The sequence below is a fragment of the Halomonas sp. OfavH-34-E genome, from assembly GCF_024124525.1.
Lineage (GTDB): Bacteria > Pseudomonadota > Gammaproteobacteria > Pseudomonadales > Halomonadaceae > Halomonas > Halomonas litopenaei.
Map to the genome: position 1 here is coordinate 1 of NZ_JAMXRY010000010.1, position 17,401 is coordinate 17,401.

Genomic DNA, 17,401 nt, shown 5'->3' on the forward strand with positions numbered 1-17,401 from the left:
ATTTGTTACCAGTCGTTAACGTCGATGGAGGTGCGACAGGTTCAGTATCCTGCGGCACCACCTTATCAAGAAAGGCTCGAAAATAACGCCTTTTTTACTTTCACAACAGCATGTTAGATATGCAATCATCCTTGAGCACCAGGATGCGATCGACGTTGCTCAGCAGGCGTTGGCGATGGGTGATCACCAGCGCGGTGGTGCCCTGCTGGCGCAGCTGGAGCAGGCACTCGGCCAGGGCGGCCTCACCGGCATCGTCCAGATTGGCGTCGGGTTCATCCAGCACAATCAGCGCGGGGTCGCCGTAGAGCGCTCGGGCCAGGCCGATACGCTGGCGCTGACCGGCGGACAGCGCGGTGCCGCCGTGATCCAGATAGGTGTCATAGCCTTCGGGCAGCTTCAGCACCAGTTCATGCACGCCGGCACGGCGGGCGGCACGTACGACCTGCTCGGGGTCGACCTCCTGGAAGCGGGCGATGTTCTCGGCCACGCTGCCGTCGAACAGCTCGATGTCCTGGGGCAGATAGCCGAGGTAGGGGCCCAGCGCAGTGCGATCCCACTTGTTGATATCGGCGCCATCCAGGCGCACGCAGCCAAGCTGAGCCGGCCATAGCCCGAGCACCACCCGGGCAAGGCTAGACTTGCCCGAGGCGCTGGGGCCGACCACGGCCAGGTGTTCGCCCTTGGCAAGCTTGAGGTCGATGTTGGTCAGGGTCGGCAGGCGCACGCCGGGAGGCGCGGCGCTGACGCCTTCCAGGCTGAGCTGACCGCGGGGCCGGGGCAGCGGCATGGTCGGCGGATCGGCGGGCACCTCGTCGAGCAACGCCTCGAGTCGTCCCTTGGCCGTGCGTGCCCCGGAAAAGCCCTTCCAGCCGTTGATCATCTGGTCGATGGGGGCGAGGGCGCGGCCCATCAGGATCGAACCGGCGATCATCATGCCAGGGGTCAGCTCGCCCCTGAGCACCAGAAAGGCACCGATGCCCAGGATCAGCGACTGGAACATCAGCCGCAGCACCTTGGAGGTATTGGTCAGCAGGCCCGAACGATCGCTGGCCTGGGATTGCAGCACCAGGTATTCACGATGGCGCGCCGCCCAGCGGCCCTGGATGCCGGGCAGCATGCCCATGGCGTGCAGCACCTCGGCGTTGCGCAGGTTGCTGTTGGCCAGGTCCTGGGACTGCACGTGGCGACCGTTGGCCTCGGTCAGCAGTTGCTTGGTCATACGCTCGTTGATGACCGCGATGGTGGCCAGAATTACGCCGGCGCCCAGGGCAAACAGCCCAAACCACGGATGAAAGAGTGCCAGCACCCCGATGTAGACTGGTACCCAGGGCGCATCGAAGAAGGCAAACAGGCCGTTGCCGGAGAGGAACTGACGCAGGCTGGTCAGGTCGTTGAGCGGTTGGGCGGAGGGCTTGCCGGGACTCGACAGGGTGCGCTTGAACATGGCGCTGTAGAGCCGGGGACTGATCAGCGCATCGAGGCGATTGCCGACCCGGACCAGGATGCGTGAGCGCATCAGCTCGAGCCCACCCATCACCAGAAACAGGAACACCACCACCAGCGTCAGCATCCACAGGGTTTCCTGGCTGCGGGTGGTCAGCACCCGGTCATACACCTGCAGCATATAGAGTGGCGGCACCAGCATCAGCAGGTTGATGAACAGGCTGAACAGAGCCACATAGCCAAAGCTGCGCCGGCAGAAGGCCAGCACCTTGCGCAGATCGTTGTGTTCCGCAGACATCTTCCCTCTCCCCCTGGACGTTACGTCATTTTTCTTGTTTGGCGAACATTGCGCCGTTTTTTTGAAAATCGGTTGGGCCATTTGCCCATAGGTGGTGAATGTCGTGGGTCAACGCGGACGTCGAATGACTAAAGATGTTATGCGGATTTTTCTACCTTGCAACTACTTTACAGGGGCTTTTGCCTAGTTATTCTTTGGATTTTATTCCCCAGTTATCTGCGGGCTGTATCTCTGATTTTTTAATAGTGGAAATCTGAATATATATCCGATGTTGGCATAATAAAAGTCTCATGTTGGAGTGTTGTTACGCTGGACTTCAAGGTGCCTTGTTTTTGGTTTTGGAGTGGTGGCTATACTGCATGCAGAGAGGTTAATAATCTAATAAAACAAGTAAAAACAACGATATAGATCACCGTTGATGAGAGTTTCTTTACCGTTTATTCCGCATGGTTAGCGCTGTCAAAAAAATCTTGATGTACCTCCGTCGGGTTATAGAATCAGAGAGAGCCATCTCTTTCTGGCTACCGGTTCGTTTGTTGTCTCAGCGGAAGTTGGGGATTCGTCTGGGCGGACTGTAAAGCGGCGAGAGAGATCTTCGAAGAAAGTTTATGGGTTCTTGTTGGCAGTTGGTGGCAATCACTATCCAAAATAATCGTCAGGGGGCAGGCCATGTTTTCCATGTCATTTGTGAGCCGTGGGCAAAAGTCATTTCAAAAGCGTCTGGCAGATAAGGCGGAATTTCGGACAAAAGATTTCGAGATGCATGATCTGGTGGTCGCACCGCATCCTGGCCAATGGCGGGACGCGGTCGAAGCCGTGCGGATGACCTGGAAGGATGCCTCCGGCGCACAAAGCGTCTTCGAGCGTTTCGAACGGCCCTTCGTGTTTGACCATCTGCCTACGCCGCAACCGGGCAAGCTGGCCATGGTGATCGATGCCCTCGATGGGCAAGGGCAGGCACTGGGCGGACTTCGTGCTGCCTTCGATGTGCTTATCGAGGACGCCGAGGCTGCCAGTGACGAAGAAGTCGCAGGCCCGAGTGGCCAGGTGGAAGCGGGGCAGGACGGTGCAGGTCTGGAAGGAGCGGATCAAGCGTCTGGTGATCAGGGCATCCCGGCAGATGCCGCGCCGGCGTCGGCACCAGGCGCGCCTGCTGCGTCCGATAGCGCAGCGCCTTTGGCAACCCCAGCATCAAGCTCGGCAGCAACCCCTGCAGCGCTTTCTACCACCCCAGCCGCGGCGCTTTCTACCACCCCAGCCGCGGCGCTTTCTACCACCCCAGCCGCGGCGCTTTCTACCACCCCAGCCGCGGCGCTCTCTACCACCCCAGCCGCGGCGCTTTCAGCCACCCCCTCAATAGTGGCCGCGGCCGCGCCGATCGGCTTTTCGCTGCGTATCCAGGCCGAGGACGATGACGCCAGCGACGGCGCCTCGGCCAGTATTTCCGGCGATACCGGAATCGCCGTGGTCAGTGATCCGGCCAACCCTGACGCCGCCGATGCCGAGGGCAACGCCTACGTGGATTACGGCAACGGCGTGGCCGGTGGCGAGAGCCTGACCTTCACCTTCGAGGCGCCGGAGGCCGGTGAATACGACCTGGTGCTGCGCTACGCCATGGGCGACGGCAACCGCCCCCTGCGACTGGATGTCAACGGCGAGCTGTTCGACCGCATGTTCGACCTGCCCGCCACCGGCGATGATTTCACCAACTTCGAGCTGACCCAGCCGGTACGGGTGACCCTGGCCCAGGGCACCAACACCATTACGCTGACCTCCAATGGGGCCAGCGGGCCTAACATCGACTATCTGGAAATCACCGCCCCGGACCCCGATCGCTACGTGGTGCAAGGCGAGGACATGCTGCTGTCGCCCGACGAGGACGTGGACGACACTGGTACCAACCGGGTGGCGACGCTCGATAGCATCGCTGACTTCACCAACAACAACGAGACCTTCCGCGTCGGCGCCGAAGGTGCCGGCTACCTGGATTGGGCGTTTGGTAATGCCAATGCCAGCGCTGACTTTACCCTGGACGTGGCCACCGCCGGCACCTACACCGTAAGCGTCACCTACGCGACCTCCGACCCCCGTCCGCTGGACCTGATACTGGTGGACGGCGCGACCACCACCACCCTGGGCACCTTTGCCTTCGCGACAACCACGGCGCCGGACTACTACCCCGACGATGTCGAGTCCGATCTCGACGCTGCCAACCGGCCCAATCAGAGCAGCCAGTGGGAAGGCTGGACCGTCGAGACCCTGGAGGTCGACCTGGCTGCCGGTTCCAATACCCTGCGTCTGGGCGGCGGCTATACCAATGGCCCCAATATCGACAAGATCGAGCTGGCCCTGGTCAGCGCTGCGGCAACCAATCCAGTGATCGACCCGCTGGTGGTGCAGGCCGAGGACGCCGAGCTCGGCGCCGACAACGGTGCCGCCACCCTGGTGCGCGACGCCGAGAACCCCGAGAACGGCGGCTTTGTCGGGCTGCGCCCGGACTACTCCGGCACCGGCTATGTGGACTTCGGCAGCGCACCCGGCGACAGCCTGACGTTTACCGTCAACGTGGCCGAGGCGGGTGACTACGACCTGAACTTCCGCTACGCCAGCAACGGGGCGCGCCCGCTGGATCTGTCGATCAACGGGGGAGACGCCTCGACCCAGGCCTTTGCCAGCACCGATCCCAATGCCAGCAATGTCGATCCCGAGGGCTTCGATGTCTGGGGTTATCAGACCCTGACGGCGAGTCTGCAGGCCGGCGACAACACCATCACCCTGGCGATCCCGGCTGGCCGCAACAATGGACCCAACGTCGATCGTCTTGAGGTCACCACGGCGGGTACCGGTCCGGTCGGCGATGTCGAGGGCGACGAAGGTGACGACCTGTCGTTCAGCTCCGCTTCCGCTCTGATCAATGCCGACGCCGCTGCCTCGGCGGGTTTCAACGTAACGGGGCTGGATGATGACATCGTCTTCGTCGGCGTCAGCTTCGATGGCGGCGTCAACGTCGAGGAGGTCACCCCGGACGCCAACGGTGACTTCAGCCTCGACCTGTCCGGCCAGGCCGATGGGCCGCTGGCGGCCAGCCTGATCGCGATGGATGCCTTCGGCAACCGTGCGACTCGCGAGCTGTCATTGACGCTGGATACCACCGCCGACGAGGGTGCTGACCTGGCGCTCAGCGGCCCTGTCGATCCGGTAACCGCGGATGACAGCGACGCTGTCACCTTCAACCTGGCGGGGCTGGACACCGACGCCGATGTCGTCGAGGTAAGCTTCGACGGCGGCACCACCCGCACCCCGGTGGGTGTCGATGGCGGCAGCTTCCAGCTGGACCTGTCCGGCCAGGACGCCGGCACCCTGGACGTCACCCTCTACGTCACCGACGCCGCCGGCAACGAAGCCAGCACCAGCACCCAGGTCACCCTGGAAGCCGACGATGCCCCGCTGACGGTGGACTTCTCGGTGGGGGCGATCTCGTCCTACGGCGGCAACCAGGACAACCCGTCCCAGGGCACCGGTGCGGCGGTGGAAGACGCCGGCGCGACGCTCGCCCTGACCGACAACGTGTGGAAGCGGGTGGCCCTGGGTGAAAGCTACCAGATCACCACCGACACTCGCCTGACGCTCGAACTCAGCGCCTCTGACACCCCGGTGTCGGAGATCATCGCGATCGGCTTTGACCTCGACGATAACCCCTTCAACGGTGGCAACAGCGCCTACCAGCTGGCCGGCACCCAGAGCCAGGGTGGTTTTGTCGACCTGCGTGGCCAGGGCGTCGATGACGACGGTGATGGCGTCGTCAGCTTTACCATCGATCTGTCGGCCCACGCTGGCACCACCATCGATTCGCTGGTGTTCGTCAACGACGACGACCTGGGCGCCAAGGGCAGCGCGCGCTTCTCCAACGTGACCCTGAGCGAGGCCACCACCGGCGACGTCAATCAGGCGCCGCAGGTGGTCGGTGGTGGCGTCGCCGACCTTGCCCTCGATGAAGGTTCCACCCTCGAGGTCGACCTGGCCTTCGAAGACCCGACGGCGACGATCTGAGCTACCGCTTCGAGGTGGCCGACGCCGGTGGTGCGCCTGTCGACGCCGCTGGCCTTGCCATCGACGGCAGCGTGCTGAGCGGCAGCCTGGATGGGCTGGAATCCGGTGATTATACCGTTACCTTGTTTGCCGATGACGGACAGATCGAGACCTCCGACAGCTTTGTGCTGACCATCGACAACGTCAACGACGCCCCGGTGGCGGAGCCGGCGGCGCTGGAGCCGTTCTTCGGTGAAGTCGGCGAGGCCTTCGGTCAGGTGGCGATCGCCGACTTCGCGCCGCTGTTCTCCGACCCCGATGGTGACGACCTGACCCTGACGGTCGAGGACTTGCCGGCAGGACTCGAGGTGGTCAATGGCGTGATCCAGGGCACGCCCTCCCAGGGCGGCAATTTCAGCGTGACCCTGCGCGCCACCGATCCCGGCGGTCTGTCGGCGACCCAGGTGCTGGAGTTCCAGATCGAGGGCACCGATATCGGTGACGTCGTGACCATCGAGGCCGAGGCCTTTACCGACCTGGACGCCGACAACGTCATCGCCACCGGCAACGCCAGCGCCTCGGGCAATGAGCTGATCCGCGTGACCAGCAACGCGCCCGCCACCGTGGGCACCGAGCTTGCGGCCGCAGGTGTCGAGCCGGGCTGGTATCGCGTTACCCTGTACGTCTTCGACGAGACCGACGGTGAGGGTGAACTGACCCTGTCCATCGACGGCAATGCCCTCGAGGCGCGCAATCTGTCGAGCGACAGCCTGACCTCCGACGTCGTATTGAGCGACGATTTCGGCACCCTGGTGGGCAGTGGTGGCCGGGGCAACGCCGGTCAGAGCGGCAACCGCAAGGAGATCGTGTTCGAGACCCCGGTGGAGATTACCGCCGATTCGCTGCTGTCGCTGGAGCTTAGAGGCGAGGGCGGCGAGCTGATGCGCATCGACTCGCTGGACCTCCTGCGCATCGAGGAGCCGGTCAACAACGCCCCGACGATTGACGGCCTCGACGACAGCGTCAGTGTCGATGAAAACACCAGTGCCGTGGCGACCCTGACACTGGACGACCTGGACGGTGACGCTCTGACGGTGACCCTCGAGGGCGCCGATGCCGCGCTGTTCAGCTTCGACGCCAATACCGGCGTACTGAGCTTCGTCAATGCCCCGGACGCCGAGCTCGCCGCCGACGCCAACGAAGACGGCGTCTATGAGCTGACGGTCATCGTCAGCGACGGCGAAGACAGCGTGTCCCAGGCCACTCTGGTCACGGTCAACGACGTCAACGAGAGTCTCTCGATCGGTGCAACCGCACTTGCCATCGACGAGAACCTGACCGAGATCGGGTCCATCTCGGTGCTCGATGAGGACGGTCAGCCGGCCACCCTGACGGCGCCGGTGTTCGCCATCACTGGTGGTGTCGACGCGCCGCTGTTCACCATCGACCCTGATACCGGAGCGCTGGCCTTCACCTCGGCGCGCGACTTCGAGCTGGCGGCGGACGCCAACGAAGACAACGTCTATGAGGTCGAGGTCAGCGTCAGCGACGGCGATCTTTCCACCACCGAGCTGGTGTCGGTCACCGTCAACGACGTCGACGAGGCGCCTTTCTCGCCCTTGAGCCTGCAGGCCGAGGACGGTGTGGTCGAGAGCTTCGATACCGACCCCAACAACACCGACACCCAGGTCCGCGACCCGGACAACCCCGAGCCGAACCAGCCCACCGGACTGCGTCCGGGCTTCAGTGGCACCGGCTATCTGGACTTCGGTGACACCCCGGGAGACAACGTCAGCTGGCAGATCGACGTGGCCCAGGCTGGCCAGTACGACATCAGCGTGCGCTACGCCACCAACAGTGATCGCCCGCTGGACCTGGTGATCAACGGCGGTGATCCGCTCGCCCTGGCCATGGTCAGCACCGATCCGGACGGCACCGGCCCCGAGGAAGGCTTCGACCACTGGCAGTTCGAGACCGTCACCGTGACCCTAGAGGCGGGCAGTAACACCATCGCCCTGGCGATCCCGGCAGGCGCCAATACCGGTCCCAACATCGATCGCATCGAGGTGACCGAGGGCGGCAGCGGCCCGATTGCGCAGGACGTCAGCGCCGACGAGGACGGCGATCTCGCCATCGTCGCCGACGACGATATCCTCGACGCCAACCAGCTGGCGGCGGCGGTGTTCAATGTCTCGGGTGTCGATGACGACGTTACCACCGTCGAGGTGTCCTTCGACGGTGGCGCGACCCGCACCGAGGTGACGCCGGATGCCTCGGGCAACATTACCCTGGACCTGAGCGGTCAGCTCGACGACCAGAGCGGTGATCTCACCGTCTCGCTGTTTGTCACCGACGCCGCCGGCAACGAGGCCAGCGCCACCGAAGTGGTCAGCTTCGAGGACGACGACGTCGTGGTGGCGCCGATCACCCTGCAGGGCGAAGACGCCGACATCGTCGACGTGGGCGGTACCGCCCAGGGCGAGGTTACCCGGCCGGTGGATGCGGACAATCCTGACGACTTTGGCAACTATCGTCCCGGCGCGGTAGGTGATGCCTACCTGGACTTCGGCTCCAATCCCGGCGACCAGATCACCTTCAACGTCAACGCGGTGGAGGCCGGCAGCTACACCGCCACCGTGCGTTATGCCAACGGAGGTGATGCCCCGCGGCCGCTGGATCTGACCGTCAACGGCGATGATCAAGGCCAGCTTGGCTTCCCCAACGCCACCGGCGCGGACGCCTGGAACCAGTGGCAGACCCTGGAAGTCGAGGTGGATCTCGTCGAGGGCGCCAACACCTTCACCCTGACCATGCCTGCGGGCGCCACCGGCGGTCCCAACATCGACCAGGTGGTGTTCGACTTCAACGAGGCCGACGTCGGCACCCCGGCGTTCAACTTCGCCATCGAGGGTGAGGCGCTGACCATCGTCGATGTCGACGGCGACACCCAGGTGCGCGACGCCGACAATCCGGAAACCAACACCGCAGCCGGTCCCGACGGTCTGTGGGACGGCTTCTCCGGCAGCGGTTACCTGGACATGGGCGCCGACGCCGGTGACGCCGCCGAGTTTCAGGTGAGCGTCGATGAGGCCGGCACCTACACCCTGGAAGTGCGTTATACCAACGCCGGCTCGAACGGCGCCGATCGTCCCATGGATATCCTGGTCGACGGCCAGAGCCAGGGCAGTCTGGCCTTTGCCTCCACCGGTACCGACGCGGCCGGCTGGGAGAACTGGACCACCACCACCATCGAGGTGGAGCTCGAGGCCGGCGACAACACCATTCGCCTGGCCAATATCGGCAACGCTGGCCCCAACATCGATAGCCTGACGGTGAGTCGTGACGGGGTGGCACCGGATCGTCCGGTGGAGCCGGGCGATCGCTTCTCGGTCAAGATCAACTTCCAGCCCGAGGGCACCGTGGTGCCGGATGGCTATATCGCCGACAACGGCAAGGCCTTTGGCACCCAGTCGGTCACCGTGGACGGCCAGACCTACCAGTACGGCTGGGTCACCGAGGAGTCGATCTACGATGGCGATCCCGGCACCGAGCCGCTGGACATCAGTTCGTTGACCAGCGTCGCGGTCAATGATCGCACCGATGACATCGCCGGCCTCGACCCGCGTCAGGGTACCTACGCCCACTTCGACCAGCCGGGACCCAACTATGTGCGTGCCGGCTGGGAGATCGAGCTGGAAGACGGCTTCTACGAGGTCACCATCTCCATCGGTGATACCAGTGGGCCCTACGACAGCAACAACGTGCTCAATGCCGAGGGCGAGCTGTTCAACGACCCCTTCACCCCGTTCCGCCCGGATGACTTCCCGGCGGACACCAACCCGTCCAACGACACAGACGGCGTGCGCTCTGACCTGGTCACCCGTATCGTCCAGGTCACCGACGGTCGTCTGACCCTGGATTCGATGGGGCTCAACAATGAGAACACCGAGATCCAGTACATCGAGATTCAGGCCCTGCCGGACCTGACCCCCGGGGATGACCGCGACGCCGCCGAAGACTACGCCTTCTTCACCGATGCCCGGGCGATCGCCGGGGTCGGCCAGAACGAGGTGGAGGTGGATCTCGATCCGGATGACGGTGCCATTCCCACCGGGGTCGATCCGACCTCCGACATCTTTGTCGGCATCTCGGTGGTGGACGGGCGTGGTGGGGCCCTGCTCGAAAGTCTGGGTGATGGCTCGATCCGGTTGTTCGAGACCGTCACCGGTCAGGAAGTCAGCTTCAACGCCAACACCACCGGCGGCTTCGACTCGCTGACCATCTCGCCGAGCCAGACGCTCAAGCCGTTCACCAGCTACACCCTGGTGATCGATGGCTTCCAGGACCGCGGACCCAATGACGATCCTGACGCGCCGACCCGCGAGTTCCAGAAGTACACCAACACCTTCGTCACCGGTGCAGAGCCGGAGGTGGTCGCCCGCGACGTGGCCTTCAACGACGTGGTGGAACTCAACGGCGCCGCCGACGGCGCCTTCGGCTTCACCTCGCTGGAGATGAGCCCGGATGGCGCCTACATGTACATCGCCACCATCAGCGGTGAACTGTTGCGCTACGACGTCGACCCGATCGACGGTTCGCTGTCCAATCGCCAGGATCTGAGTCTGCCCAACGACTATTTCGACCAGCCGGGACAGAGTCAGCAGCGCGGCATCATCGGTCTGGTGGTGGACCCCACCGATCCCAATGTGCTGTGGATCACCGACAACTATCCGATCCCGCTGACCGGACGTGACAACGGTGTGCCGGACTTCAGCGGACGGATCACCAAGATCACCCTGGACGATGGACCCGGCTTCTCCGGTACCGCCGAGGCCTATATCACCGGCTTGCCGCGCTCCAACGGCGACCACGTGACCAACAGCCTCGAGTTCCGCGAGAACCCGGACTACGACCCGGACACCAACCCGGACGTGCCGAGCCATCTGCTGTATCTGATCCAGGGCTCGAACACCGCCATGGGCGAGCCGGACAGCGCCTGGGGCAACCGTCCCGAGCGTCTTCTGAACGCCGCAGTGCTGGAGATCGATCCGACCCGTGACGTGTCCAATGGGCCCTTCGACGTCAGCACCGAACCGCTGCCCGACGATGGCCTGAACCGGCGCTTCGATGACCCCGACGGTCATCCCAAGGATGATCCCATCCCCATGGGCAACGGCGAGTTCTTGGTGTTCGACGATCGCGGCGTAGCCACGGTCCAGGACGCCAGTGGCAACGTGCTGGAGACCTACTACGATCCCTACGCCCCCGACGCGGTGTTGACGATCTTCGCCACCGGGGCGCGTAACGCCTACGACCTGGTGTGGCACTCCAACGGCTTCCTCTACGTGCCGACCAACGGCTCGGCGGCCGGTGGCAACGTGCCGGATGATCCCTCCACGCCGGAGAACGAGCGCTACACCAATGTCGAGAATCAGGATGACTACCTGTTCCGTATCGAGGAGGGCGGCTACTACGGCCATCCGAACCCGCTGCGTGACGAGTACATTCTGAATGGCGGCAATCCCACCGGTGCCAACGACCCCAACCAGGTCGACAAGTACCCGACGGGCACCATTCCCGAGGGCACCTACGACATCGCCGGGGTCTATTCGCTGGGCGAGAACCGCTCGCCCAACGGGGCGGTGGAATACACCAGCGGCGTGTTCGGCGGCAACCTCCAGGGCAACGTGCTGTTCACCGAGTACTCCGGCGGTGACGACGTGCGCTCCATCACCCTGGACGCCAACGGCAACGTCATCGGCGACGATGTGCTGCGTGATCCCGACGGCAACGTCATCACCTACGTCGACCCGCTGGACATCATCGAGAACCCGGCTACCGGCCAGCTCTACCTGCTGACCCTCAACCGCGGCAACGGCCAGAGCCAGATCATTCGCCTCGACCCGGCCCCGGGTGGCACCACCGGTCCCGTCGATCCGGATCCCGATCCCGTCGATGATCTGGTCATGGTGCTGGCCATCCAGGCCGAGGACATGACCCCGGATGACGGCACCTCGGTGGTCGTGGCCTCCGGTGCTGGCGCCGAGATCGAGATCCGCGACATCAACAATCCCGAGCCGAACCAGGCAGATCTGCCCAACGGCCTGCGACCCGGCGCCTTCGGGGTCGATGGCAATGACGTCGACGATGACGGTGTGCCCGGCGGTTACGCCGACTTCGGTAGCACCAATGAGGACTTCATCACCTTCAGCTTCGAGCTGGACCCCGATCAGGCCGGCGACTCGGTGCTCAGGGTGCGCTACGCCAACGGCGGCAATGCCGATCGTCCTCTGGAGGTGTTCGTCAACAACGTCTCGGTGGGCGTCGTATCCTTCCCGCCGCCCCAGGACCCGTCGCTTGATGACGCAGACTCGCGCTGGGCCGAGTGGCTGACGGTGGATATCGATGCCGATCTGGCAGCCGGTCTCAACACGGTGCGCTTCCAGGCCACCGACAACACCGGGCCCAACATCGACCAGCTGGCGATCCTCCAGGAAGAGGATGCAACGCCAGGCTTCACCCTCTACGAGGCCGAGGACGCCGCGCTCGGCGGGGCGGTAGTCGTCCCCGAGAGCCAGGACGACCGCAACGCCTCCGGTGATGGCTTCGTCGACTTTGCCGGTGCCGGGGACCAGACCATCACCTGGACGGTGAACGTGGACGAGGCGGGCAGCTACGAGATCGGCTTCCGCTACGCGCTGGCCGCGAGCAAGGCCGACCGTCCGCTGGGCCTGACCATCAACGGCAATGACCTGGGTCAGCTCAATTTCGTCGGCCAGAGCAACGACGACGAGACCGACTGGTTCTTCCAGGACGTGCTGGTCAACCTGGAAGCCGGCAGCAACACCATCGTGCTGACCGCGCCGAATGCCGTGGGCCCCAACATCGACCTGCTGCGGGTGCCGGACGACAATGGTGACATCTTCATCCCGGTCTACGCCGATGTCTCCGATGGTGGCCGCATCGAGCTCGAGGATGGCAACAGTGCGCGTACCGTCAATGAGCTGACCGCCGACTTCTACTTCACGGTGGACAGCGACGGTCTCTATCGTCTGGACCTGGCGGCCAACGCCGGTGCCGATGACGGTGGCTCGCTGGCGCTGACCCTCAATGGGCAGACCATCGATAGCCTGGCCTATCCCGGGGTGGGTGACGCCGGCGAGCAGGGCATCTACGTCGAGCTTCAGGCCGGCGTCGAGTACAACCTGCGCGCGGTATCCAGCGCCGATGGTGCCGATGACCTCGACTACCTCGACGTGTCGCCGCTGACCGGTAACGACAACGCCGATATCGAGGTGCAGAGCGGCGATGCTGCCTACTTCGCCAACCGCCTGCACTTCAGCTACCTGGAGAACAACAGCGCCTCGAACGATGATCGCGAGTTCAAGGACAGCGCCACGGTGACGATCTCCAATAGCGGCAGCGAGCCGCTGGAGATTCTCGAGTCCGATATCGACGGGCCCTTCGTGCTGGCCGATCCGGGTGCGTTCGACGGCCTGACCCTCGCTGCCGGTGAGTCGCTCACGGTCACGGTGCTGTTCGACCGGGACGCCTATACGGCGCCGACCACCGACGCCGGGGATGGTGTCTTCGAGGGTCGCATTCGACTGGTGACCAATGACCAGGACTCGCCGGTGGCCGAGATCCACATGGCCGGCTTCTGGCAGGCTCGTGACGAGGGTGGCTGGGAACCCAACGTCAACGAGGTCTGGGAGGTGTTCGGCTTCGGCAACCAGATCGATGGTCTGGCGACCACCGGTGGCGGCCAGAACTCGGTGCTCAACGACTTCGACCTGTATCGGCCGGTCAACGACGACGAGGTGCTGTCGCGCTACTGGTCGCTGGCCGACGGCGTAAGCGAGGCCAAGATCACCCAGATCGCCGCCTACCACGGTGGTGGCGGGGCGACGCTGGGTATCCATGCGCCGGGCAACAAGAACCAGGACATCATCTTTACCAACCACCAGGGAGACAACAACCAGACGCTGTTGCCGCTGGTCAACAACGGTGACTTTGCCACCGCGACGTTCAGCCGGGATACCATCCCCGATGGCTGGGCCGGCGAAGAGGTCTTCGGCATCGAGATGGCCGGCCTGTCCACCGATCCGTCGCTCAACCCCCAGGGTGGAGGCACGCCGCCGGCGGACGCCGACGGCATCGAGCGGGGCTACACGGTGCGCATGTTCCGGGCGCTGGACGCCGACGGCAACGTGATCCCCAATACCTACCTGGGGATCATGGACTACACCGGCATCAACTATGACTACAACGACAACATGTTCGTGATCGAAGGGGTCAAGCCGGTGTCCGGTGGCTCGCTGACCGTGACCAACAACGACGGCGTGCCTTCCGACGAGCGCCTGGTGATGTCGCGCATCGAGAACCCGGTCAATGATGCCCAGGAGGTCCACGACGAGGTCACCATCACCCTGTCCAACGACGGCTTCGATGCCCTGACCATCGACGACGTCGAGGTCAGCGATACCTCGCTGTTCGAGCTGACCGAGGCGTTCAGTGCGGTGACCCTGGCGCCGGGCGAGTCGGTGGAGGTGACGGTGCGCTTTATCGCCGATGACCCCAACGACGGTTCGCTCTACGAGGCCAGCCTGATCATCAGCTCAAGCGACGCCGACGAGGCCGAGAAGGTGATCGAACTGGCCGGCATCAGCCAGAACCAGTCCGAGAGCGGCCAGGAGCCGACGGTGCAGGAGATCGTCAACGCCTTCGGCTACTCCACCGACGTGGCCCAGGGACAGATGAACCAGGGCGGCCTGGTGGAGGCCAACGGCGACGAGGTTCTGGCGCCGTACTTCCAGCGCGCCGACGGGGCCTCGCCGATCACCATCACCCAGCTGGCGGCCTACCATGGCCAGGGTGACATCGCCCGGCTGTTCATCCACGACGTCGACAGCCGCGACATCGACGAGATCATCGCCCATGACGAGGCCGACGGTCAGACCCTGTTGCCGCGTACCCTGAATGACGGCGACAACCTGGCGGTGGCGACCCTGGATCGTGACGATCCCTTCGGCTTCTATGCCGAGATCTCCGATCGTCCGGGATACATCTCCTGGTCCGATCCCGATGCCAACCTCTACGAGGACACCATCGATGCCATCGGTATCCCGGGGGCCAACCTCAACTGGGACGAGAACGACGGTCACCTGATCCGGGTGTACGTGGCCAAGGACGCCGACGGCAACGTGATCCCGAACACCTATATCGTCATCCAGGACTACGCGGGGGTGAACTACGACTACAACGACAATATCTTCCTTGTCGAGAACGTCACCACCTATGATCCGACCGGCGCCGAGGACGCCGACGGCAATGGCCGCGTGGACCTCTACGACGACGATGATGGCGACGGTACCCCGAACTTCCTCGACGATCCGACGCCGGTGGAGCAGACCGCCTTCAACGACGACCAGAGCGCTTGGGCCGTCGGAGCAGACGGCCTGACCCTGGAGGCGAGGTTCTTCGACAACGGGGGTCAGGGAGTGGCCTACAACGACACCACCGACGCGCACCAGGGCGATGGCTTCCGCTCCGACGAGGCGGTGGACATCTCCAACGGTAGCCTGGCCATCGGCTATGTGGCCGACGGCGAGTGGCTGGAGTACACCCTGAACGTGGAGACGGCAGGCACCTATACGCTGAACTTCTCCACCTCGGCGGTCTCAGGTGGCAAGTCGATCACCGCGGCCTTCGAGCAGGATGGCAACTTCTACACCGATGCCCAGACGCAGGCCTTGCCCAACACCGGCAGCTTCACCAGCTTCACCGAGGTGGGTCCCCTGACCTTCGATCTGGAAGAGGGTGAGCAGGTGCTCAGGCTGACGTTCAACGGCGGTCAGCTCGATCTGGCATCGTTCAGCCTGGATCTGGTGGAGCCGGTGGACGACGGTCAGGACCCGTTCAACGACACCCAGACCCCGTGGCTGGTGGACGCCGACGGTCTGACCCTGGAGGCGCGGTTGTTCGATAGCGGCGGTCAGGGGGTGTCGTACAACGACTCCACCGCGGCGCATCAGGGCAATGGCTTCCGCTCGGACGAGGCGGTGGACATCTCCACGCCGTCACTGGCCATCGGCTACATCACCGAAGGCGAGTGGGTCGAGTACACCATCAACGTGGCCGAAGACGGGCTCTATGATCTTGGTTTCCTGACCTCGATGGACACCAATTTCCCCGGGCCGCGCACCATCACCGCAAGCTTTGCCAAGGGCGGCGACAGCCCCTACGTGAGCGCCTCGCCGGTGGCGGTGAACGACACCGGTAGCTGGAGCAACTTCGTGCCGACCGAGACCACCCAGGTGGCGCTGGAGGCGGGCGAACAGGTGGTACGCCTGACCTTCAACGGCGGCTCCATGGATCTGGCGAGCTTTACCCTGGCGCCGGTGGGAGCGGTGGACGATGGCCAGCAGGCATTCACCGACGATGGCCAGCCCTGGCAGGTGGGCAGCGAGTTCAGCCTCGATGCGGTGAACTATGACGAGGGCGGACAGGACGTCGCCTACAACGACACCAGCGAGGCGCAGCTCGGCAGCAACGTGCGCGGCGAGGGGGTGGATCTGTCCAACGGCGGCAGCGCCATCGGCTGGATCGAGGATGGCGAATGGGTGGAGTACACCCTGAACATCGAGCAGGCGGGGACTTACGACATGGCCTTCCTGGCCTCGCTGGGTACCACCGGCGGTGGGCAGCGCTCGATTACCGCCAGCTTCACCAAGGACGACGGCACGCCCTACGCCACCGCCACGCCGGTGGGGGTCGAGCCCACCGGTGGCTGGACCAACTATGTCGAGACCGAAAGCACCCAGGTGACGCTGGAGGCCGGTGAGCAGGTGCTGCGCCTGACCTTCAACGGCGGGTCCATGGACCTTGAGGGCTTCTCGCTGTCACGGGATGGCCAGCAGGCGTTCAACGCCGGTGGTACCCCCTGGCTGGTGGACGCCGATGATGGCCTTGCGCTGGATGCGGTGCAGTTCGACGAGGGCGAGCAGGGCGAGGCCTTCAACGAGCTGAGCTCGGCGCAGTTCGGTAGCGACTTCCGCGATACTCCAGTGGATATCGTCGGCCAGGGTGAGGCCGTGGGCTGGATCGAGGATGGCGAGTGGCTCGAGTACACCATCAATGTCGAGCAGGCCGGTAGCCATACCCTGTCCTTCGTTACTTCTGGCCCCAATGGCGGACGCAGTATCACCGCCTCGGTGGAGCAGAACGGCAGCGTCTACGAGCAGGGCAGCGTCGACACGCCGGTGACCAGTGACTGGGGCGTGTTCGTCGACACGGCGTCGATGACCCTGGATCTGGAGGCAGGCGTGCAGGTGCTGCGACTGACCTTCAACGGGGGTTCCCAGGACATCGCGTCCTTCGAGCTGACCCGTGATCCGGACGTGGCGGCGGCCAACGCGGCCAGCGCCAGTCTGCTGCTGGCGGACGATCCGCTCGCCAGCCAGGCCGACGATGGTATCGACAGTCAGCCGATGAGCGACGATGTCGGGGTCCAGGGCGTTCAGCAGGACGACGCCGGCTTCTGAGGCTGAGGCTTGGAGAACACGCCGAGGCGGAACAGAAAAACGAGGGAGGAAGCCATGTCAGGCCCCGGCAACGGGGTCTGACAACAAG

3 protein-coding genes are annotated in these 17,401 nt (G+C 64.2%); 2 read left to right on the forward strand and 1 reads right to left on the reverse strand.

The window, feature by feature from the left end; translation table 11 throughout:
- Positions 1-100: 100 nt before the first annotated feature.
- Positions 101-1,741: a type I secretion system permease/ATPase gene (locus tag NH448_RS06370; protein ID WP_253028563.1), complete on the reverse strand. Its 1,641-nt coding sequence runs from the start codon at positions 1,739-1,741 to the stop codon at positions 101-103.
- Positions 1,742-2,500: 759 nt separating this feature from the next.
- Between NH448_RS06370 and NH448_RS06375 the strand changes: the two genes are divergently transcribed.
- Both NH448_RS06375 and NH448_RS06380 read left to right on the forward strand, forming a co-directional pair.
- Positions 2,501-5,791 (forward strand): CBM35 domain-containing protein, encoded by a 3,291-nt coding sequence (locus NH448_RS06375; RefSeq protein WP_253028564.1) that lies wholly within the window; start codon positions 2,501-2,503, stop codon positions 5,789-5,791.
- A 14-nt stretch (positions 5,792-5,805) separates the two neighbouring features.
- Complete coding sequence (locus NH448_RS06380; protein WP_253028565.1) at positions 5,806-17,313, forward strand: carbohydrate-binding protein; 11,508 nt, start codon at positions 5,806-5,808, stop codon at positions 17,311-17,313.
- Positions 17,314-17,401 lie beyond the last annotated feature (88 nt).

Coding starts and splice junctions, on each gene's coding strand:
- NH448_RS06370 (WP_253028563.1), bottom strand. CDS start 1,741: ATGTCTGCGGAACACAACGATCTGCGCAAGGTGCTGGCCTTCTGCCGG.
- NH448_RS06375 (WP_253028564.1), top strand. CDS start 2,501: ATGCATGATCTGGTGGTCGCACCGCATCCTGGCCAATGGCGGGACGCG.